Source organism: Sphingomonas sp. 28-62-20 (assembly GCF_002281505.1).
This window is the reverse complement of record NZ_NCGH01000029.1, coordinates 1-18822: the sequence shown is the minus strand read 5'-3', so window position 1 is coordinate 18822 and position 18822 is coordinate 1. Positions and strand designations below refer to the sequence as shown.

Here is an 18822-nt window from a genome sequence, read left to right as displayed (position 1 = left end):
TTCGGGGCTCCCTACAGGTGCGATACCCTGGATACGGGTGAATGCCGCCGGCGGTTACGATGCCGCCGCAAAAACGCCGATTGATCAATATTTGCTGATCGTCACCGGCAATTTGCGATAGCCATGGACGAAGCAGGCCGCGACCCGCTCCGGCTCGCCCGTCACGTTCACGCGCATCCGGCGTTTGGCCATTTCCTCCAGCAGCACGCTGATCTGCAACTCGGCGAGCCGGGCGCCTACGCAGCGGTGGATGCCGTGGCCAAAGGCAAGATGGCGACGGGCATTGGGGCGATCGACTATGATCTTGTCGGCGTCATCGCCAAAGATGCTTTCGTCGCGATTGGCGGAGAGATACCACAGCGCCAGCTTGTCGCCGGCCTTGATCTGCTGGCCCTCCAGTATCGTGTCCTGTGTGGCGGTGCGGCGCATATGCGCGAGCGGCGTTTGCCAGCGAATGATTTCCTGGACGGTGTTCTGAATCAGCGACGGATCAGCCTCCAGCTTGGCGCGCTGATCGGGGAAGAGGTTGAGACCATAGGCCGCCGCACTCATCGAATTGCGGGTGGTGTCGTTACCGCCGACAATCAACAGGATCAGATTGCCGAGAAACTCCATCTGATCCATTTCGGCCATCGCGTCCGAATGGATCATCATCGAAATCAGGTCGGGCGTCTTTTCCTTGCCGACCTTTTGATTCCACAGGCCGGTAAAATAGGTGGCGCATTCGTGGAGATGCTGGAGGCGGACCATCCGCTGCGCTTCATCCTTGAACAGCTCGATATCGCCGGCCCAATCCGACCACAAAGTCAGCTTGCGTCGGTCTTCCCAGGGGAAATCAAACAACAAGGCAAGCATTTGGGTGGTCAGCTCGATCGATACGGTATCGACCCAGTCAAAATCCTCCCCCCAGGGCAGCGAATCGAGGATTTCGGCGGTCCGCAGCCGGATATTGTCAGTCATCCGCACCATTTCGCTGGGCGTGAAGGCGGGGGCGACGGTGCGACGCTGGCCGGTATGTTTGGGGCGGTCCATCGCGATGAACATCGGCATTTTGACCGCGCCCGGCATGGTTTCATCGAAATCGGCCAGCGTGATGCCGCCGACTTCGGAGGAATAGAGATCAGGCAGCGATTCGATCTCGACGATCGGCTTGTAGGTCGAGATCGACCAGTACGGCCCGAAATCGCTGTGCGGGACATAATGGACGGGCGATTCGGCCCGCAGCTGGCGAAACGGCGCCTGCCAGACATCGTCGCGGTAAAGCTCGGCGCGGCTCACATCGAGTGGATCGATCGCGTCTGAATGCGTTGGTGCGGGTGCCAAGGTTGCCATGGTGTCTCTCCTATTGGCGCACCTCACTACTAACTTACATTCGTGTCAATAGCGTACCCGCCATCCTTTCGCGATGCGCGCCGAGCGAACAGCGCAAAGGGCTTGCGGCCGCTACCCGATTTGAGCACGCCGCGCCGAAACGCGCCGGCGCCTACCCAGATCGTGATCGACACCCAGAGCAATTGCCAGGCAAGCGCGGCGAGATGCGGCCAGATTTCCGGCTTGTTGCCGGCATGGGCGGCCATCGCATAGGGCGAGCTGAGCGGAAAAATTTCGGCCAGCAGCGCAATTGATGTGCCTGGATCGGCGGCGGCACTCGATGCCAAGCCGAACATCGCCATCTGGATGATCGTGATCGGCAGCGACAGCATCTGGATTTCGCGCATCGTCGATGCCTGGGCGCCTACCCCCAGGAAAACCGCGCCCAACAACATATAGGCCATGGTGAAATAGGCGCAGAATAGCAGGATGAACACCGGCATGCCCACCGCCGGGGCCAGCCCGCTGAGCGCAGCGCCGCCACCCGGCAGGAACGTGCCGATCTGGCTGATCAGCGTCCCCCAAAAGGTAACAAACAGCACCGCGACGCCAAACATGCCAAGCAGCTTGCCAAGGAACACCGATTCGAGCGGGACGGCGGCGGCGAGAATCTCGATCACCTTATTGCTGCGTTCCTCGGCCATTGTGCCCACGGCCTGGCCGGACAGGAACAGGGTGAGGAAGAAAATCCCCGTCACGCCGATCAGCGCCGCGGCATTGTTGCTCGATCGCGAGACGATGCTGGGTTTGATCACGGTCCTGGTCGCGACGCTGAGCGGTCCTTCCCCGCCGGACGCGCGCTGCCGGACCACGATTTCGGCGAGCTGGGTGAGATAATCGGCTGATCGGGTGCCGCGCTCGATGTGCAGAATTTGCGGCCGATCAAGCGGGCCATAAAGCACTGCAATCGCATCAAAGTCCTTGGCTTCAAACGCCGCTTTCGCGCGCTTGGCAGGATCGTCACCCGCAGGCTCAGCGGTCAATGCTGGCGGGGCATCGCGGTCACGGAACAATCCGCGCAGCTTGCCGTCAGCGGCCAATAGCAGCTTGCCGTCAGTCGGGGCGACAAAGGCGATGATTCGCGTCCGATCGGCTGGGCCGCGCGCCAGCGTCGATCCGCCAAGTGCGCCAACCGTGGCAAAGCCGATCAGGAAAAGCGGCGACAGCAGGAACAGCAGGAACAATGGCGTGAACACCGTTGCGGTGAAATCGCGCCGCGCGATCGTTAGTGTCTGGCGGATGAGGCGGCCCCGATTGGTCATCTTGCGCTCTCCAGGGCGGCTGGCCCGACAATTTTGACAAAGGCATCGTGCAAGCCGGGCCGCTCGATCGACAGCCCGGCAATGCCGTGACCGGCCTCGATCAGTTTGACGAGCAGGGCTTCAATGCCGCTGTCGGGCATGATGAACTTCCAGCCGCTACCCTCGCGCATGGCATCGGCAGGCAGCAATGCGGGCAGTCCGAGGCCGTCATGCTGGGCAACATAATGGACTTGCTGGGGCAGCATCCCGCGTGCTTCGGCGACGGTGCCTTCAAAGCGGCGCTTGCCGCCCGCGATGATGGCCAGCCCGTCACACAGCCGCTCGGCATGGCTCATAATATGCGTGGAAAACAGGATCGTCGCGCCGCGCGTCCGCTCGGCGATGATCAGCGCTTCAAGCCGCTCCTGATTGACGGGATCGAGCCCGGAAAAGGGTTCATCAAGCACCAGCAGATCGGGCTGATGGACCACCGATCCGAGCAGCTGGACCAACTGGGCCATGCCCTTGGAGAGTTTGCGAATCCTTTCATCGACGGCATGGCCTAGGCCGGCTTCTTCCATCATCGTTGCGGCGCGCTTGCGGCCTTCGCGCCAATCGAGCCCGCGCAGCGCGCCCATGAAAGCAATCGCCTCGCGCGCCTTCATCGCCGGATAGAGGCCGCGCTCTTCGGGGAGATAGCCGATATGGTCGCTGGCCTCGCGGGGACGGGCATAGCCAAGCAAGCTGCGCTTGCCTTCATCGGGTTCGATGATGCCCAGCAGCATCCGCAGCGTTGTTGTCTTGCCCGCGCCATTGGGCCCAAGCACGCCATAGATCGCGCCCTTGGGCACCGCGATATCAACTCCGTCCACCACGCGTCGGTCGCCAAACCGCTTGACGAGCCCGGTGGCGCTGATCGCCAGTTCGCTTTTCAAGAAAATCCCCTAACGAGTAGACGCGGCATGATCGGGTGTGTTTATCGACCCTTTCCGCCGATGGGTAGCGGGGAAGGATGAACGAAAACACGTCTTTCGCAGCAAGGGTAAAGACAAAGGCCGCCGATCTTGGTTTTGTGGCGTGCGGAATCGCGCCGGCATCGCTTGCGCCCCATACCACGGAACGCCTGCGCGCCTGGATAGCGGATGGCGCGCATGGCGAGATGATCTGGATGGAATCGCGGGCCGATCAACGCGCCCAACCGCGTGCGTTGTGGCCTGCGGTCAACAGCGTGATCGCGCTGGGGATGAGCTATGCACCGGCCACTGATCCGTTGGCGCTGGCGGGGGCTGGGGATCGCGGCCGGATCTCGGTCTATGCGCAAGGCGGCGATTATCATGATGTGGTGAAGCGCGCGCTGAAGGCGCTGGCGCGCTGGATCGTCGAGACAGCGGGCGGCGAGTTGAAGGTCTTTGTCGATACCGCCCCGGTGATGGAAAAGCCGCTTGCTGAAGCAGCCGGGCTGGGCTGGCAGGGCAAGCACACCAATCTTGTCAGCCGCGATTCGGGGAGCTGGCTGTTCCTGGGCGCGATTTACACCACGCTGGATTTGACGCGTGATTTGCCGGGCGATGACCGGTGTGGCAGTTGTGACGCCTGCCAGCGCGCGTGCCCGACCGATGCCTTTCCGGCCCCCTATCGGCTCGATGCCAGGCGCTGCATTTCGTATCTGACGATCGAGCATGCCGGCCCGATTCCGCATGAATTCCGTGGGCCCATTGGCAACCGCATTTATGGCTGCGACGATTGCCTGGCTGTGTGCCCCTGGAATAAATTTGCCGAAGCCGCCGCCGCCAATATCGCCTTTGCCCCGCGCGCGGAACTTGCTGCCCCGGCGCTTGCCGATCTGCTTGCCCTTGACGATGCCGGTTTCCGCACCGTCTTTGCCGGTTCGCCGATCAAGCGGATCGGGCGAGACCGGATGATGCGCAATTGCATGATCGCAGCGGGGAATAGCGGCGCGCCGGCATTGCTATCGGCGGTGATTGGCTTGCTCGACGACCCGGCACCGATCGTTCGGGGGGCGGCAATCTGGGCGCTGTCGCGGCTCGATCACGTGCAATGGACGCGCGAACTTGCCGCGCGTCTGGCCACCGAAAGCGATCCCAGCGTCAGGCAGGAATGGTTATTTGCCCCCATCGCGGCGGGTGAGCGCGGCAACGCATGACGCGCGATCGATCGGGCTGCCATCGGGCTGTCGCGAATCGATATAGGTGACCACCGGCATCCCGGCGCCTTTGGGATAAAGATAGGCATCGAGCACACAGGCGGCCCCAGTGAACTGCAATTTGCGGCCATTGCCTTCGCGCACATCGGCATCGGGCTGGCCAAAAAGCGATATCAGCGCCGCTGCATCACGACCGACCACGCGATCAAGCCCGGCGACGATCCGGATGGTGGTTGGCACTGGCGTGGTGTCGGGCCGTGCCGAGATACCGCTGCCGCTGGTGGCGCAGCCGGCCAGCGCCAAGGGCAGCATCGTCGCCATCATTGATCCGCTCGCCAGCCGCCGCATCATGGCCCTTTCCCGATTGTCCGGCCGCCAGCCGAACCACGAAGCAGGCCAGGCGGCAAGCCCTGTCGGCTCGGCTGGGCGCGGGACAGTTGCGTATCGCCGCGCCGCCTTCTACCGAGCGCGCTAGTCTAGACCGTCCGGAGACCAGAGTGACCCAACCCCGCTATGATGTTGTTGCGATCGGCAACGCGATTGTCGATGTGCTTGCCCATGCCGAGGATGCCTTCCTTGCCGAGCATGGCCTGGAAAAGGGCGCGATGCAGCTGATGGAGCCCAGCATTGCTGAACGCCTGTACAGTGCGATGGGCCCGGGCATGGAAGTGTCGGGCGGGTCGGCTGCCAATACGCTCGCCGGGATTGCCGCACTTGGCCATCGCTGCGCGTTCATTGGCCAGATTCGCGATGACCAGCTCGGCGCGGTGTTCGCGCATGACATTCGCGCGATGGGCATTGATTTTGATGTGCCTGCGCGCAGCGAGGAGCCACCGACCGGCCGCTGCTTGATCCTGGTCTCGCCCGATGGCCATCGCACGATGAACACCTCGCTGGGTGCCGCGCATTATCTGCCGCGCGAAGCCGCTAAGCCGGATCTGATTGCCGATGCCAGCTATCTGTATCTCGAAGGCTATATGTGGGACCCGCCCGAACCGCGCCAGGCGATCCTGCTCGCGATCAAGGCGGCACGGGCTGCCGGGCGCAAGATCGCGCTGACGCTGTCGGTGACCTTTTTCATCATGCAATATCGCGCCGATTTCCTGAAGCTGATGGACGACGGCCTGATCGACATCCTGTTCTGCAACGGTGAAGAAGCTGCCTGCCTGCTCGAAATGGAGGATCCGGAAGCCGCCTCGATTGCACTGGCAGCGCGGGTGCCGACGTTGGTCGTGACGCACGGCGCGGACGGCGCGAGCGCGTTCAACCACGGTGCGCGCGTCGATGTGCCCGCCGAGCCGATCGACAAGGTGGTCGATACCACGGGCGCAGGTGATTTGTTTGCCGCCGGCTATCTCGTTGGGCAGATCCGTGGGCTCTCGGCTGAGCAGAGTCTGAAGCTCGGCGCGGTTTGTGCAGCCGAGATCATCAGCCATGTCGGCGCGCGGCCGATGGTCGACCTGAAAGCACTGGTGGCGGAAAAGCTGGGCTGATCCTGCCGCCTGTCACGCCATAGAAAAAAGGCCGGGGAGCAATCCCCGGCCTTTTTTTGTTGGCAGTCCTGGGCGCAAAGTTCAGCCGACAACCGGCCCGGGGAATTCGCCCATGTCTGGCCCGGGCATTTCGTCCTGGTCCTGCTGTAAGCGACTGAAGTGGATGCCATAGGCAAAATACACCACGATCGCCCCGACGGTATAATAGGCGAAGAACCACAGCACTTTCGATTCGATCGCCGTGATCAGGTAAATGCACGAACCGATCCCCAGCAATGGCAGGACCGGACCGAACGGCACGCGAAAACCGCGTGGCAGATCAGGGGCGGTGATCCGCAGCCAGATCACCGTCAAGCACACGATGGCAAAGGCCGCGAGTGTGCCGACCGAGGTGAGGTCACCCAGAATGTTGATGTCGAAGAAGCCCGCCGCGATTGCGACGATCAGGCCGACGGTCAGCGTGTTGACCCAGGGCGTCTGGAACCTGGGGTGAACGCTGGAGAATATCCGCGGCAACAGGCCGTCGCGCGCCATGGTGTAGAAAATGCGGGTCTGGCCGTACATCAGCACCAGCACGACGGAGGTAAGGCCGATGATCGCGCCCGCCTTGATGATACCAGCAAACCACGCCCATTGCGGGCCCATCGAATCAACCGCGACGGCCACCGGATCGGGCACGTTGAGCGACTTGTAGTTGACCATCAGCGTCAGCACGGCGGCGACGAGCATGTAGAGCACGGTGCAAACGACCAGCGAGCCGATGATGCCGAATGGCATGTCCTTTTTGGGGTCCTTGGCCTCTTGGCCCGCCGTCGAAACGGCCTCAAAGCCGATATAGGCGAAGAACACGATCGAGGCGGCGCGCAGGATGCCATCGATGCCGAAATGACCCTCACCCGCTTCTGCGGGCGGAATGAAGGGTGTCCAGTTGGCCGCAATGCGGGCGGGCAGGTCCATCAGCACGGTCGTGCCGCAGATCACAATGAACGCGACGATGACTGATACCTTGATCGCGACGATTGCATTGTTGACCTTGGCGCTTTCCGAAACGCCGACCACCAGCAGGATCGACAACACGGTGCAGATCAAAAAGGCGGGCAGGTTGAAATTGGTGAAGACCGGCGCGCCGTCGATCACGACCTGCACCCCGTCCTTCAGCAACGGATAGCCGGCCGGGCCGGTCAGCTGCGGCGGGATGATCAGCCCGAAATCCTTGAGCAGGCTGACGACATACCCCGACCAGCCGACCGCGACGACCGATGCCGCCAGACCGTATTCAAGCAGCAGCAGGGCGCCCATGATCCACGCGGCGAACTCACCCAGCGTGGTATAGCTATAGGTATAGGCCGACCCCGAAACCGGCAGTGTCGACGACAATTCAGCGTAACACAGCCCAGCAAAGGCGCAGACGATACCCGCCACCACAAACGACAGCAGCACGGCCGGGCCGGCATGGAGCGCCGCAGCGTTGCCCGTGCGGACGAAAATGCCGGCACCGATGATGCAACCGATCCCCAGCAACAGGAGGTTCCAGGACCCCAAGGTTCGCTTCAATTCGCTGGTTTGTGTTTCGCGTTGCACTTGCGCCAGGGTCTTTCGGCCCCCCATGCGCGCGAAAAAGCCCGGTTTCGGACGTGACGCCATGTTTACTGTCCCCTTTGCCGCACATTTTCGCGGCGGAAATTCGTGAAGGCCTAAAGCCTAAACGCAAATCGATGCCATGCAATCCCTTATCGCGCGAGCATTGGTCCCAGTTTTTGCCCGGCAAAGATGTGGACGTGCAGATGCGGCACCTCCTGATGCGCATCAAGCCCGGTGTTGGCGAGCAACCGGTAGCCCGGCGCGACCAGCCCCGCCGCGCGTGCGACTTCCCCTACCGCACGGACGAAGCCGGCAATCTCCGCATCGCTGGCCCGCGCGCTGAAATCATCCCACGAGACATAGGCCCCGCGCGGGATCACCAGCAGATGCGTTGGCGCTTGCGGGTTGATGTCATGGAAAGCGACGGCGAAGTCATCCTCATAGACTCGCTTCGACGGGATCTCGCCGCGCAGGATCTTCGCGAAGATGTTCTGGTCGTCATAAGGCTGGGTAGCGTCGATGGGCATGGGTCAGGTCCTATTTGCCGTTCGTCCTGAGTAGCGGCTGAGCGAAGTCGAAGACGCGTATCGAAGGACCTGCCTTAAACACTGTCCTTCGATACGCCATTTCGACAAGAGCTCAATGGCTACTCAGGACGAACGGGTGTTGGCAAGCGCGCGGCCTTTTCGTCGATGCCCGACACGCCTTCGCGGCGGCGCATTTCGGCGCGGATATCGTCGAGGCTCAGCCCCGCATCGGCGAGCAGGACGAGCAAGTGGAACATCAAATCGGTCGCCTCGCCGACGAGCGCTGTTTTGTCATTGCCAAGCGACGCGATGACGGTTTCGACCGCTTCCTCGCCCACCTTCTGCGCGATCTTGGCCCGCCCGGCGGCGAACAGCTTGGCGGTGTAGCTTGTCGTTGGGTCCGCGCCCTGTCGGCTGCGGATCACCGATTCGAGCGTGGTGATGAAGTCTTCGGCCATGCACTAGTGGCTGGCCCAGCAACGCCTTTGCGTCAATCCTTCGCTTGGCCGCTGCGTGTTTTGGCAAAGCGCGCCCGCATCGCGCGACGAACGACCCACACACCTGCGGCGGCCATCACGAACAGGGCGACATCCGATAACTCGGGCGCGGTGCGTGGTGTCGCCCGGCCGGCGTGCGCGGCAAGGGCGGGGGTCGTCACGAGCAGGAGCAGGGCAATGCGCATGGACATGGCCATAACGCACCAGGAGTTAAGCGTTGCTGACCGGCGTGCGCACCGGCACCCCCGCCGCTGCAAGTGCTGCGTGCGCATCGGCAATGCTCGCCTCGCCGAAATGGAAGATCGAGGCGGCGAGCACGGCACTTGCATGCCCCTCGGTGATGCCCGCGACCAGATCGCCGAGACCGCCAACGCCGCCCGATGCCACCACCGGCACCGGCACCTGATCGGCGATCAGGCGAATGAGGGCGAGGTCATAGCCTGATCGTGTCCCGTCGCGGTCCATCGAGGTCACCAGCAGTTCGCCCGCGCCGAGCTCGGCCAGCCGCAGCGCGTGTTCGACCGCGTCGATCCCCGTCGCGCGCCTGCCGCCATGGGTGAAGACCTCCCAGCGCCCAGCTTCGACCTGCCGCGCATCGACCGAGGCAACGCAGCACTGGCTCCCGAAGCGGTCTGCAATGTCCGCGACCACTTCGGGCCGTGAAACGGCGGCGGAATTGACCGCGATCTTGTCCGCCCCTGCTAGCAACAGCGCGCGCGCATCCTCCGCCGTCCGCACCCCGCCACCGACGGTTAGCGGCATGAAGCACACTTCGGCCGTGCGCCGTACGACGTCGAGGATCGTGCCGCGGTCCTCATGGCTCGCGGTGATATCAAGAAAGCAAAGCTCGTCCGCGCCCGCCGCATCATAAGCGCGCGCCTGCTCGACCGGGTCGCCAGCATCCTTCAGATCAACAAAGTTGACGCCCTTGACGACGCGGCCATTGGCAACGTCGAGACAGGGGATGACGCGGGCACGGACGGTCATAATTCAAGCCCCTCCCCTTCAGGGGAGGGGTTGGGGGTGGGGACTGTCAGTCTCGCAGAGACCGGCGCGCTTGGGGACAGCCCCCACCCCAACCCCTCCCCTGAAGGGGAGGGGCTTACCAGAATCGCCCCGTTCACGCCGCCGCCGCCACGCTCAGTGCCGCCGCCAGATCAAGCCGCCCGTCGTACAATGCCCGCCCCGTAATCACCCCCTCAATCCCGTCGCGCGCATGCAGCGCCAGGATGTGGATATCGGCGATGCCCTTCACCCCGCCGCTGGCGATCACCGGAATCCGCACCGCCCGCGCCAGATCGACCGTCGCCTCGATATTCGCGCCCTTCAGCATGCCGTCGCGCCCGACATCGGTGAACAACAGCGCCGCGACGCCCGCATCCTCGAAGCGCCGCGCCATATCGACAACCTCGACCGTCGAGACATCGGCCCAGCCCTTGGTCGCGACCATGCCGTCCTTGGCATCAACCGCCACCACGATCCCGCCCGGAAAATCACGCGCCGCCGTGCGTACCAGCTCCGGGTTCTCTAGCGCCGCCGTGCCGATCACCACGCGCGACACGCCCAGATCAAACCAGCGCTCGATCCCCGCCCGGTCACGGATGCCGCCGCCCAATTGGACATGCCCTGGAAAGCGCTCGACAATTGCCTTCACTGCCTCGCCATTGACTGAGGCACCCGCAAAAGCACCGTCGAGATCGACGACGTGCAGATACTGCGCGCCCTGGTTGGCAAAGATCATCGCCTGCGCGGCAGGATCGTCGCCGTACACCGTGGCGCGGTCCATATCGCCCTCGGCAAGGCGGACGACCTGACCCGCCTTGAGGTCGATGGCGGGAAAGACGATCAAACTCACGGCAATATCCTCATGGCCGCCACTCCAAAAAGCGCTCGAGCAACGCCAACCCATAACGCTGGCTCTTTTCGGGGTGGAATTGCACCCCCAGCATATTGTCGCGGCCGATCGCCGCCGTCACTTGGCCGCCATGCTCGGTCGTGGCGACGATGCCTTCGCCCTCCCGATCGCTTTCAAAACCAAAGCTGTGGAGGAAATAGGCTTCACCCGGCTCAATCAGCGGGTGCGGCACGGCTGGCACAACATCGTTCCAGCCCATATGCGGTACCTTGGCGCTGGGATCGTCAGGGGTAAGCGGCCGCACCTTTCCGCGAATCCAGCCAAGCCCGGCATGCGTGCCGAATTCCTCGCCCGCCTCCGCCATCAGCTGCATGCCAACGCAAATCCCCAGAAACGGCACCCCGCCGCCGAGTACACGGACATTCAACGCTTCGGTCATTCCGCGAACGGCGCGCAACGCGCTGGCGCACGCGCCATAGGCGCCGACGCCCGGCAGCACGATCCGGTCGGCACAGGCGACCACCCCCGCGTTCGAGGTGATGTCGATCGACGTAGCGCCCGCCGCCTTCAGCGCGTTCGCCACCGAATGGAGATTGCCCGCGCCATAATCGATCAGCGCGATCCGCCCGCTCATCTACAGACTGCCCTTGGTGCTCGGGATGCTCCCGGCCTTGCGCGGGTCGATCTCGACCGCCTCACGCAGCGCACGCGCCAGCCCCTTGAACGCGGCTTCGGCGATGTGGTGGTTATTGCTGCCATAGAGCGTCTCGACATGCAGCGTCAGGCCGGCGGTCTGGGCAAAGCTGTGAAAGAAATGCTCAACCATCTCGGTGTCCATCTCGCCCAGCCGCTTCTGCGAAAATTCGGTCTTCCAGACGAGAAACGGCCGCCCGGAAATGTCGAGCGCCACCCGCGTCAGCGTCTCATCCATCGGCGACAGCGCATCGGCATAGCGCCGGATGCCGCGTTTCTCGCCCAGCGCCTTGGCAATCGCCTCGCCAATCGCCAGCCCGGTATCCTCCACCGTGTGGTGTTGGTCGATATGCAGGTCGCCCACCGTCTTCACGTTCAGGTCGATCAGCGAATGGCGGCTGAGTTGTTCCAGCATATGATCGAAAAAACCGATGCCGGTGGAAATGACATAAGCGCCGGTCCCGTCGAGGTTGACGGTTACATCGATCGCGGTTTCGCTCGTCTTGCGGCTGATGGTGGCGGTGCGCATCGCCCCCCCATAACGTTTCGCGGAGGTCATGCAATCTTGACCGGGGGGGAAAGGGCGCTAGTCCAAGACTCATGACCGATGGCCTGCCCGATAGCTTGATTCCCTATGACGAAATCGTCCAGGAGGCGCTGCGTGCTGTGGTCGGCCGCGTGCTCGGTTCGGTCGCCGAAAATGGTGGTTTGCCCGGCGAACATCATTTCTACATCACCTTCAAAACGCAGGCCCCCGGCGTCGATATCCCGCAGCGGCTGATCGAGCGTTTCCCCGATGAAATGACGATCGTGATGCAAAATCGCTATTGGGATTTGCTGGTCGATGATGAGCGGTTTTCGGTTGGATTGAGCTTTAATCAGGTGCCCTCGAAGCTGGTCATTCCCTATTCGGCGATTACCGGCTTTCATGATCCGGCGGTCGATTTCCAGCTGCTGTTTCAGTCCAAAGACGGCCCCGAAGGCCCCGAACCGCATGAAGAGGCGGAAAATGATGCGGTCCTGACGCCAGTCGAGGACGGATCGAACGTCGTCTCGGTGGATTTCAAGCGGAAAAAATAAGTCCCTCTCGCAATGAGACGGATAAGCTAGCCCATGACCGACACCCGCACCGAAACCGATTCCTTCGGCCCCATTCAAGTCCCCGCCAGCGCCTATTGGGGCGCGCAGACCGAGCGCAGCATTGCCAATTTCCCGTTCGGCGAACGTGAGCGCATGCCGATTGGTATCATCCACGCGCTCGCCATCGTCAAACAGGCGGCGGCGCGGGTGAACCGCCAGCACGGCCTGCCCGCCGACATCGCCGACGCAATCGAATCAGCGGCAGCGGAAGTGGCGAGCGGCAAGTTCGACGATCAGTTCCCGCTCGTCATCTGGCAGACGGGCAGCGGCACCCAGACCAATATGAACGTCAACGAAGTAATCGCCGGCCGCGCCAACGAAGTGCTGATCGGTGCGCGCGGCGGGAAGGCACCGGTGCACCCGAACGATCACGTCAATATGAGCCAGTCGTCGAACGATAGCTTCCCGACCGCGATGCACATTGCAGCGTCGCTGGCGGCCACGCGTGATTTGCTGCCCTCGCTTGATCGGTTGCGCGTCGCACTCGAGACCAAGGCGCAGGCCTGGGGCGAAATCGTCAAAATCGGGCGGACGCATATGCAGGATGCGACGCCGGTCACGCTCGGCCAGGAATTCTCCGGTTATGCCAATCAGGTCTATCGGTGCGGGCGGCGCATTGAGCCGGCGCTGGTTGCCGGCACGAATCGCTTGGCGCAGGGCGGCACGGCGGTCGGCACGGGGCTTAATGCGCCAACCGGCTTTGCCGAAGCGGTGTGCAAGGCGATTGCCGATATCACCGGCCATCCGTTTCACCCTGCCGAAAACACCTTTGAAGCGCTCGCTTCCAACGACCCGCTGGTCCACCTCTCCGGCGCGCTCAACACCCTCGCCGTATCCCTCACCAAGATCGCCAACGATATCCGCCTGCTCGGCTCGGGTCCACGTTCGGGGCTCGGCGAACTCAGCCTGCCGGAAAACGAACCCGGCAGCTCGATCATGCCCGGCAAGGTCAACCCTACCCAGTGCGAGATGCTGACGATGGTCGCGGCCCAAGTCATCGGCAACCACATGGCGATCACCGTCGGCGGGATGCAGGGGCATCTGGAGCTCAACGTTTTCAAACCGATGATTGCCGCCAACGTGCTGCGTTCGATCGATCTGCTGAGCGTGGGCATGACCAGCTTTGCCGAACGCTGCGTCGATGGCATCGAGCCCAATCGCGCGCGAATCGCCGAACTGCTCGATCGATCGCTGATGCTCGTCACCGCGCTGGCGCCTGAAATCGGCTATGACAATGCCGCGAAAATCGCCAAGCACGCCCATGCGCATGGCCTGACGCTGAAGGAAGCGGCGCTCGCGCTTGGCCTGGTCGATGCCGCAACCTTTGATCGGCTGGTCCGCCCCGAATCGATGGTGTGATCACCGCTGGAACAAAACGCCCCGCCGGTGCGCTGAGCGATATCCAACGGGAGAGATCAGCCATGATGACAACGACAACAGGGGCATTGGTTGGTGGGGCGATAGGCAGCGTCAGCGGTGATCGCGGCGCGGCTGCCGGGGCAATGATCGGCGCTGTGACCGCCAATGTGCTGAGCGTCGCTCTGCCGGTTGCGGTTACCTATGCGGTGGGCTGGGCAGTGCTGCAGGGCGCGGCCGGGCTGACGAGGCGCCTTCGGGACGATGCCCGTCTCGTTTACTGAACCCGCTTGTTTGCTGACTGGGCGCTGATGGCTTGACGCAAGGGTGCTGCCCGCGCCACTAGCGGGCATGGAAGCTGCCGATCACGATTTGCATGGGTTTAAACGGCGCGGCGTGTTGTTTGTTTTGTCGTCGCCATCGGGCGCTGGCAAATCCACGATCGCGCGCAAATTGCTCGAAAATGAGCCCGATCTTGCCATGTCGGTCTCCGCGACCACCCGCCCGATTCGCCCCGGTGAGGTCGATGGCAAGGATTACCACTTCGTCTCGCTCGAAAAATTTCGCGACATGGTCGCCGCCAACGAATTTCTCGAATGGGCGCACGTCTTTGGCCATCGCTATGGCACGCCCAAGGCACAGGTGAACGCCATGCTCGCGGCGAGCAAAGACGTGCTGTTCGATATCGATTGGCAGGGCGCGCAGCAATTATTCCAGATCGCCGGCGGTGATGTCGTCCGCGTTTTCATCCTGCCGCCGTCGATGGAGGAATTGAACGATCGCCTGATCCGCCGCGCCACTGACGCGCCCGAGGTGATCGCCGCCCGCATGCAGCGCGCCAACGCCGAAGTCAGCCATTGGGATGGCTATGATTATGTGCTGGTCAACGACGACGTCGATCGCTGTTTTGACGATGTGAAGACGATTCTCGCCGCCGAACGGCTCAAGCGATCGCGCCAGACCGGGTTGATCGGGTTCATCCGAAAATTGATGAAGTAACGGGCGGAGGGCGATGTTGGCGATGGTACCTGGCTCGCTTCGTCGCGTGGCCGTCCGATCGACCTCGCATTGCCTGTCCAACGACCTGAATCGCAATGACACCTTTAGAGTGTGATGACTTTGGATTGGACCAAACCATCCGCCGTTCGCCCTGAGCGAAGTCGAAGGGCATGCGGATCGCGTGGGCTTCGACTTCGCTCAGCCCGAACGGGTATGAGGTTGAAGCGACCTAACGTCAGCACGCTCTAGAGCGCAAGGAGCGGTTTCGGCCTACGCTTTGCTAAGCGGCGAACCTGCTTGGTGTATTGCTTAAGTAATACAGATTGAGTATGCTCCCTAAGAGGAGAGGGGCATGCTTCAGAAGTTTTGCGTATCGCTGATCGCTGTGCTGGGGTCGGCTGGCATCTTGGTCCAGGCGTTTCAGCCCGTTTCGGCGGCAGAATATCGGCCGACATTTCGCCCCGATCGCTTGAAAGGGCCACCCGCCGGCAAGCCGAACGAGGTGCTTGTGCTGGGTACGCCGCATCTGTCGGGTCTGCCAGAGAGCTTCAAGCCGGAGATGCTCGCCCCGCTGCTCAAGCGCCTCGCCGATTGGCAGCCGACCGAAATCGCCACCGAAGACGTGTCGGGGCTGCAATGCGACAGCCTGCGCCGGTTCCCATCGCGCTATGCCGAGTCAGTCGCGGATTATTGCCCCGATCCGGCGCTCGCCCGTCAGGCCACCGGGCTAGATGTGCCTGCGGCCAACGCCGAGGCCGAGCGGCTGCTTGCCGCGTGGCCGACGTCTCCCACCCCCGCCGAGCGACGCCATCTGGCCGCTATCTTCCTCGCCGCCGGGGAGCGTGGCTCTGCGCTGGTCCAATGGCTCCGGCTTCCACCAGCCGAACAACATACCGGCGATGGGCTGAATGACGATCTGGTTGCTGCGCTTGAAAAGGCTAAAGGTCGGCGCAACGAGAGCAATCTTGTCGCAGCCGCGCTTGCCGCCCGGCTCGGGCTGGATCGCGTCTGGAGCGTTGACGATCATTCGGCGGACAGCCCGGCACCGGCGGACGAAAAGGCCTATGAGGCAGCGATCCTCCATGCCTGGGACAATCCCGCCACCAAACAGCGGCGCGCAGAAGGTGAGCGGCTCGATGCCGGGCTGGCGCAACCGGACGGCGTGCTGGCGATGTACCGTGCCTATAATGATCCAGCAGGCGCGATGCTGGCCTATCAATCCGACTTTGGCGCGGCCTTTGTCGAAACGTCGCCACAGGCGTTCGGGCGAAATTACCTTGGTTATTGGGAAACACGCAATCTGCGGATGGTTGCCAATATCCGCGATATACTCGGTCGCCGCCCCGGCGCGCGGCTGCTGACAATCGTCGGCGCATCGCACAAGGGCTATTATGAGGCCTATCTCAACCAGATGCACGATGTGAAACTGGTCGATGCGCGGGTCGTGCTGCGATAGCCGCGGCCTTAGCTCGATCACCCGTAATCCGGGCAAATCGCCCCAAATAGAAAAAGGGCCCGGTTGCCCGAGCCCTTTTCCGTTAGTCAGTAATCGAAACGCTTAGTCGCGATCGCCCGTCAGAAAGGCAGGCGCGAATTCAGGCGCAGGGCCGTCATCGCCGCCACCCGAACGCTCAGGGCGTGGGCCACGACCTTCGCCGCGCGGACCACGATCGCCACCGCCGTCACGACGCGGACCGCGATCACCGCGCCCTTCGCCTCTGGGACCACGGCCACCATCGCCATCGCGACGTGGACCACGGTCACCACGCGGACGATCGCCACCCTCACGCGGTTCGCGCGGTGGGCGGGTATCTTCCAGCTCGGCACCGGTTTCCTGATCGACGACGCGCATCGACAGGCGAACCTTGCCGCGCGGATCGATCTCGAGCACCTTGACCTTCACTTCCTGGCCTTCGCTCAGCACGTCGCTGACCTTCTCGGTCCGCTCGTTGCGGATTTCGCTGACATGGACGAGACCGTCCTTGCCGCCCATGAAGTTCACGAACGCGCCGAAATCAACGAGATTGACGACCTTGCCGTTGTAGATCTTGCCGACTTCGGCTTCCTCGACGATGCCCTTGATCCAGGCAATCGCTGCCTCGATCTGCGCGGTGTCGGACGAGGAGACCTTGATGACGCCTTCGTCATCAATGTCGACCTTGGCGCCGGTGGTGGCGACGATCTCGCGGATCACCTTGCCGCCGGTGCCGATGACGTCACGGATCTTGGTCTTGTCGATCGTGATCGTCTCGATGCGCGGGGCATGCGCCGAGAGTTCCTCACGGGTGTGGTCGAGCGCCTTGGCCATTTCGCCCAGGATGTGGGCGCGGCCTTCCTTCGCCTGATGCAGCGCGACGCGCATGATTTCTTCGGTGATGCCGGCGATCTTGATGTCCATCTGCATCGTGGTGATGCCTTCGGACGTGCCCGCGACCTTGAAGTCCATGTCGCCGAGATGATCCTCGTCGCCGAGAATGTCGGAAAGAACCGCGAAGTCCTTGCCTTCCAGGATCAGGCCCATCGCGATGCCCGAAACCGGGCGCTTCAACGGCACACCGGCATCCATCATCGACAGCGAACCGCCGCACACCGTCGCCATCGACGACGAGCCGTTCGACTCGGTGATGTCTGACAGGACGCGGATCGTGTAAGGGAATTCCTCCATCGACGGCAGGATCGGGTGGAGCGCGCGCCAGGCGAGCTTACCATGGCCGACTTCGCGACGACCCGGCGCACCGAAGCGGCCGACTTCACCGACCGAATAGGGCGGGAAGTTATAGTGCAGCAGGAAGCGCTCATAGGACAGGCCGGTCAGTCCGTCGATCATCTGCTCGGCTTCCTTGGTGCCCAAGGTGGTCGTGCAAATCGACTGGGTCTCGCCGCGCGTGAACAGCGCGGAACCATGCGCGCGGGGCAGGAAGTGCACCATCGCCTCGATCGGGCGGATCTGGGTGGTGGTGCGGCCATCGATGCGCTGGCCGTCCTTGAGGATGGCGCCACGGACGATTTCTGCCTCAAGCTTCTTCATCAGCTTGTTAGCGGCCATCTGGTCCTGCGGGCTGGCATCGGCAAAGGCTGCCTTCGCCTTGGCACGGGCTTCGTTCAGCATGTTCGAACGTGCCGACTTGTCGGTCACCTTATAGGCAGCGGCAATGTCCTTGCCGATCAGCTTCTTCAGCTTGTCCTTGGCAGCCGAGAGATCAGCCTGTTCGGCCATTTCCCACGGATCCTTGGCAGCCTGTTCGGCCAGATCGATGATCGCATTAGCGGCTTCGCGGCACGCCTTGTGCGCGAACTGAACCGCGCCGAGCATCACGTCTTCCGACAATTCCTTGGCTTCGGATTCGACCATCATCACAGCCGCACCGGTCGCGGCGACGACGAGGTCGAGATCACCGTTTTTCACCTGATCAAGCGTCGGGTTCAGGATGTACTCGCCATTGATATAGCCGACGCGTGCAGCACCGATCGGGCCCATGAACGGTACGCCCGAAATGGTAAGTGCAGCAGAGGCTGCGACCATGGCGAGAATATCCGGCTCATTTTCGCCATCATAGCTGAGCACTTGACAGATCACGTTGATTTCGTTGTAGAAACCTTCGGGGAACAAGGGGCGGATCGGGCGATCGATCAGGCGGCTGGTCAGTGTTTCCTTTTCGGTCGCGCCGCGCTCACGCTTGAAAAAGCCACCGGGAATGCGGCCGGCTGCTGAATATTTTTCCTGATAGTGAACGGTGAGCGGGAAGAAATCCTGGCCCTCCTTCACTGATTTGGCGGCGGTTACCGCGCAAAGAACAACGGTTTCACCGAGCGTCGCCATCACGGCGCCGTCGGCCTGGCGGGCAACACGGCCCGTTTCCAGCGTGAGGGTCTTGCCGCCCCACTGGATGCTTGCAGTTTTCGTA

Annotated in this window: 20 protein-coding genes; 7 read left to right on the top strand and 13 right to left on the bottom strand. The window is 62.7% G+C overall.

What is annotated here, in order from left to right:
- Positions 1-84 precede the first annotated feature (84 nt).
- Genes B7Y43_RS17930 through B7Y43_RS17920 form a run of 3 tightly spaced genes read right to left on the bottom strand, consistent with a single transcriptional unit; the run spans position 85 to position 3547 of the window.
- Positions 85-1332, bottom strand: a complete 1248-nt coding sequence (locus tag B7Y43_RS17930; protein ID WP_374133048.1) for a cytochrome P450 — start codon at positions 1330-1332, stop codon at positions 85-87.
- A gap of 29 nt (positions 1333-1361) precedes the next feature.
- On the bottom strand, positions 1362-2633 hold the full coding sequence (locus tag B7Y43_RS17925) for an ABC transporter permease (protein WP_374133047.1): 1272 nt from the start codon (positions 2631-2633) through the stop codon (positions 1362-1364).
- Positions 2630-3547: an ABC transporter ATP-binding protein gene (locus B7Y43_RS17920; protein WP_374133046.1), complete on the bottom strand. Its 918-nt coding sequence runs from the start codon at positions 3545-3547 to the stop codon at positions 2630-2632. Before B7Y43_RS17920 ends, B7Y43_RS17925 begins: the two co-directional genes overlap by 4 nt.
- Before the next feature lie 77 nt (positions 3548-3624).
- Here B7Y43_RS17920 and queG point away from each other — a divergent pair, with 77 nt between their 5' ends.
- On the top strand, positions 3625-4776 hold the full coding sequence (queG, locus tag B7Y43_RS17915; RefSeq protein ID WP_374133045.1) for a tRNA epoxyqueuosine(34) reductase QueG: 1152 nt from the start codon (positions 3625-3627) through the stop codon (positions 4774-4776).
- On the opposite strand, the gene B7Y43_RS17910 is transcribed toward queG, so the two are convergent.
- Positions 4735-5127, bottom strand: coding sequence for a hypothetical protein (locus B7Y43_RS17910; protein WP_374133044.1), 393 nt, complete (start codon positions 5125-5127; stop codon positions 4735-4737). The genes queG and B7Y43_RS17910 overlap by 42 nt on opposite strands.
- A gap of 146 nt (positions 5128-5273) precedes the next feature.
- On the opposite strand from B7Y43_RS17910, the gene B7Y43_RS17905 reads away from it, so the two are divergent.
- Positions 5274-6269, top strand: coding sequence for an adenosine kinase (locus B7Y43_RS17905; RefSeq protein WP_374133043.1), 996 nt, complete (start codon positions 5274-5276; stop codon positions 6267-6269).
- A gap of 81 nt (positions 6270-6350) precedes the next feature.
- Here B7Y43_RS17905 and B7Y43_RS17900 read toward each other — a convergent pair whose 3' ends face one another.
- From B7Y43_RS17900 to hisB, 8 genes are all read right to left on the bottom strand, one after another.
- Positions 6351-7913, bottom strand: a complete 1563-nt coding sequence (locus tag B7Y43_RS17900; protein ID WP_374133042.1) for an amino acid permease — start codon at positions 7911-7913, stop codon at positions 6351-6353.
- 86 nt (positions 7914-7999) lie between these two features.
- Positions 8000-8377 carry a histidine triad nucleotide-binding protein gene (locus B7Y43_RS17895; RefSeq protein ID WP_374133041.1) on the bottom strand — a complete coding sequence of 126 codons (378 nt, stop codon included), beginning with the start codon at positions 8375-8377 and terminating at the stop codon, positions 8000-8002.
- Positions 8378-8496: 119 nt separating this feature from the next.
- Positions 8497-8835 (bottom strand): phosphoribosyl-ATP pyrophosphatase, encoded by a 339-nt coding sequence (locus tag B7Y43_RS17890; protein WP_374133040.1) that lies wholly within the window; start codon positions 8833-8835, stop codon positions 8497-8499.
- Between the two features lie 32 nt (positions 8836-8867).
- Entirely contained in the window at positions 8868-9059 is a 192-nt protein-coding gene (locus tag B7Y43_RS17885; RefSeq protein ID WP_374133039.1) for a hypothetical protein, read from the bottom strand.
- Positions 9060-9084: 25 nt separating this feature from the next.
- The gene (gene hisF / locus B7Y43_RS17880) at positions 9085-9861 is read right to left on the bottom strand and encodes an imidazole glycerol phosphate synthase subunit HisF (RefSeq protein WP_374133038.1); all 777 of its coding nucleotides are present in this window, start codon (positions 9859-9861) and stop codon (positions 9085-9087) included.
- A gap of 133 nt (positions 9862-9994) precedes the next feature.
- The gene (gene hisA, locus B7Y43_RS17875; RefSeq protein ID WP_374133037.1) at positions 9995-10729 is read right to left on the bottom strand and encodes a 1-(5-phosphoribosyl)-5-[(5-phosphoribosylamino)methylideneamino] imidazole-4-carboxamide isomerase; all 735 of its coding nucleotides are present in this window, start codon (positions 10727-10729) and stop codon (positions 9995-9997) included.
- A gap of 10 nt (positions 10730-10739) precedes the next feature.
- Entirely contained in the window at positions 10740-11363 is a 624-nt protein-coding gene (gene hisH / locus B7Y43_RS17870) for an imidazole glycerol phosphate synthase subunit HisH (protein WP_374133036.1), read from the bottom strand.
- Positions 11364-11951 (bottom strand): imidazoleglycerol-phosphate dehydratase, encoded by a 588-nt coding sequence (gene hisB / locus B7Y43_RS17865; RefSeq protein ID WP_374133035.1) that lies wholly within the window; start codon positions 11949-11951, stop codon positions 11364-11366.
- Between the two features lie 71 nt (positions 11952-12022).
- On the opposite strand from hisB, the gene B7Y43_RS17860 reads away from it, so the two are divergent.
- From B7Y43_RS17860 to B7Y43_RS17840, 5 genes are all read left to right on the top strand, one after another.
- Positions 12023-12502 carry an SspB family protein gene (locus tag B7Y43_RS17860; protein ID WP_374133034.1) on the top strand — a complete coding sequence of 160 codons (480 nt, stop codon included), beginning with the start codon at positions 12023-12025 and terminating at the stop codon, positions 12500-12502.
- 33 nt (positions 12503-12535) lie between these two features.
- Positions 12536-13921 carry a class II fumarate hydratase gene (gene fumC, locus B7Y43_RS17855; protein WP_374133033.1) on the top strand — a complete coding sequence of 462 codons (1386 nt, stop codon included), beginning with the start codon at positions 12536-12538 and terminating at the stop codon, positions 13919-13921.
- A gap of 62 nt (positions 13922-13983) precedes the next feature.
- Positions 13984-14202, top strand: a complete 219-nt coding sequence (locus B7Y43_RS17850; RefSeq protein WP_374133032.1) for a hypothetical protein — start codon at positions 13984-13986, stop codon at positions 14200-14202.
- A 67-nt stretch (positions 14203-14269) separates the two neighbouring features.
- On the top strand, positions 14270-14917 hold the full coding sequence (gmk, locus tag B7Y43_RS17845; RefSeq protein ID WP_374133031.1) for a guanylate kinase: 648 nt from the start codon (positions 14270-14272) through the stop codon (positions 14915-14917).
- 352 nt (positions 14918-15269) lie between these two features.
- Positions 15270-16373, top strand: a complete 1104-nt coding sequence (locus B7Y43_RS17840; protein WP_374133030.1) for a DUF5694 domain-containing protein — start codon at positions 15270-15272, stop codon at positions 16371-16373.
- Between the two features lie 102 nt (positions 16374-16475).
- On the opposite strand, the gene pnp is transcribed toward B7Y43_RS17840, so the two are convergent.
- Positions 16476-18822 (bottom strand): polyribonucleotide nucleotidyltransferase (gene pnp / locus B7Y43_RS17835; protein WP_374133029.1); only part of this gene is annotated, 2347 nt, incomplete at its 5' end.

Excerpts from the sequence above, each read along its gene's own strand:
- B7Y43_RS17930 (WP_374133048.1), bottom strand. The coding sequence starts at position 1,332 with ATGGCAACCTTGGCACCCGCACCAACGCATTCAGACGCGATCGATCCA.
- B7Y43_RS17925 (WP_374133047.1), bottom strand. The coding sequence starts at position 2,633 with ATGACCAATCGGGGCCGCCTCATCCGCCAGACACTAACGATCGCGCGG.
- queG (WP_374133045.1), top strand. The coding sequence starts at position 3,625 with ATGAACGAAAACACGTCTTTCGCAGCAAGGGTAAAGACAAAGGCCGCC.
- B7Y43_RS17910 (WP_374133044.1), bottom strand. The coding sequence starts at position 5,127 with ATGATGCGGCGGCTGGCGAGCGGATCAATGATGGCGACGATGCTGCCC.
- B7Y43_RS17900 (WP_374133042.1), bottom strand. The coding sequence starts at position 7,913 with ATGGCGTCACGTCCGAAACCGGGCTTTTTCGCGCGCATGGGGGGCCGA.
- B7Y43_RS17895 (WP_374133041.1), bottom strand. The coding sequence starts at position 8,377 with ATGCCCATCGACGCTACCCAGCCTTATGACGACCAGAACATCTTCGCG.
- B7Y43_RS17890 (WP_374133040.1), bottom strand. The coding sequence starts at position 8,835 with ATGGCCGAAGACTTCATCACCACGCTCGAATCGGTGATCCGCAGCCGA.
- B7Y43_RS17885 (WP_374133039.1), bottom strand. The coding sequence starts at position 9,059 with ATGCGCATTGCCCTGCTCCTGCTCGTGACGACCCCCGCCCTTGCCGCG.
- hisF (WP_374133038.1), bottom strand. The coding sequence starts at position 9,861 with ATGACCGTCCGTGCCCGCGTCATCCCCTGTCTCGACGTTGCCAATGGC.
- hisH (WP_374133036.1), bottom strand. The coding sequence starts at position 11,363 with ATGAGCGGGCGGATCGCGCTGATCGATTATGGCGCGGGCAATCTCCAT.
- hisB (WP_374133035.1), bottom strand. The coding sequence starts at position 11,951 with ATGCGCACCGCCACCATCAGCCGCAAGACGAGCGAAACCGCGATCGAT.
- B7Y43_RS17860 (WP_374133034.1), top strand. The coding sequence starts at position 12,023 with ATGACCGATGGCCTGCCCGATAGCTTGATTCCCTATGACGAAATCGTC.
- fumC (WP_374133033.1), top strand. The coding sequence starts at position 12,536 with ATGACCGACACCCGCACCGAAACCGATTCCTTCGGCCCCATTCAAGTC.
- B7Y43_RS17850 (WP_374133032.1), top strand. The coding sequence starts at position 13,984 with ATGATGACAACGACAACAGGGGCATTGGTTGGTGGGGCGATAGGCAGC.
- gmk (WP_374133031.1), top strand. The coding sequence starts at position 14,270 with ATGGAAGCTGCCGATCACGATTTGCATGGGTTTAAACGGCGCGGCGTG.
- B7Y43_RS17840 (WP_374133030.1), top strand. The coding sequence starts at position 15,270 with ATGCTTCAGAAGTTTTGCGTATCGCTGATCGCTGTGCTGGGGTCGGCT.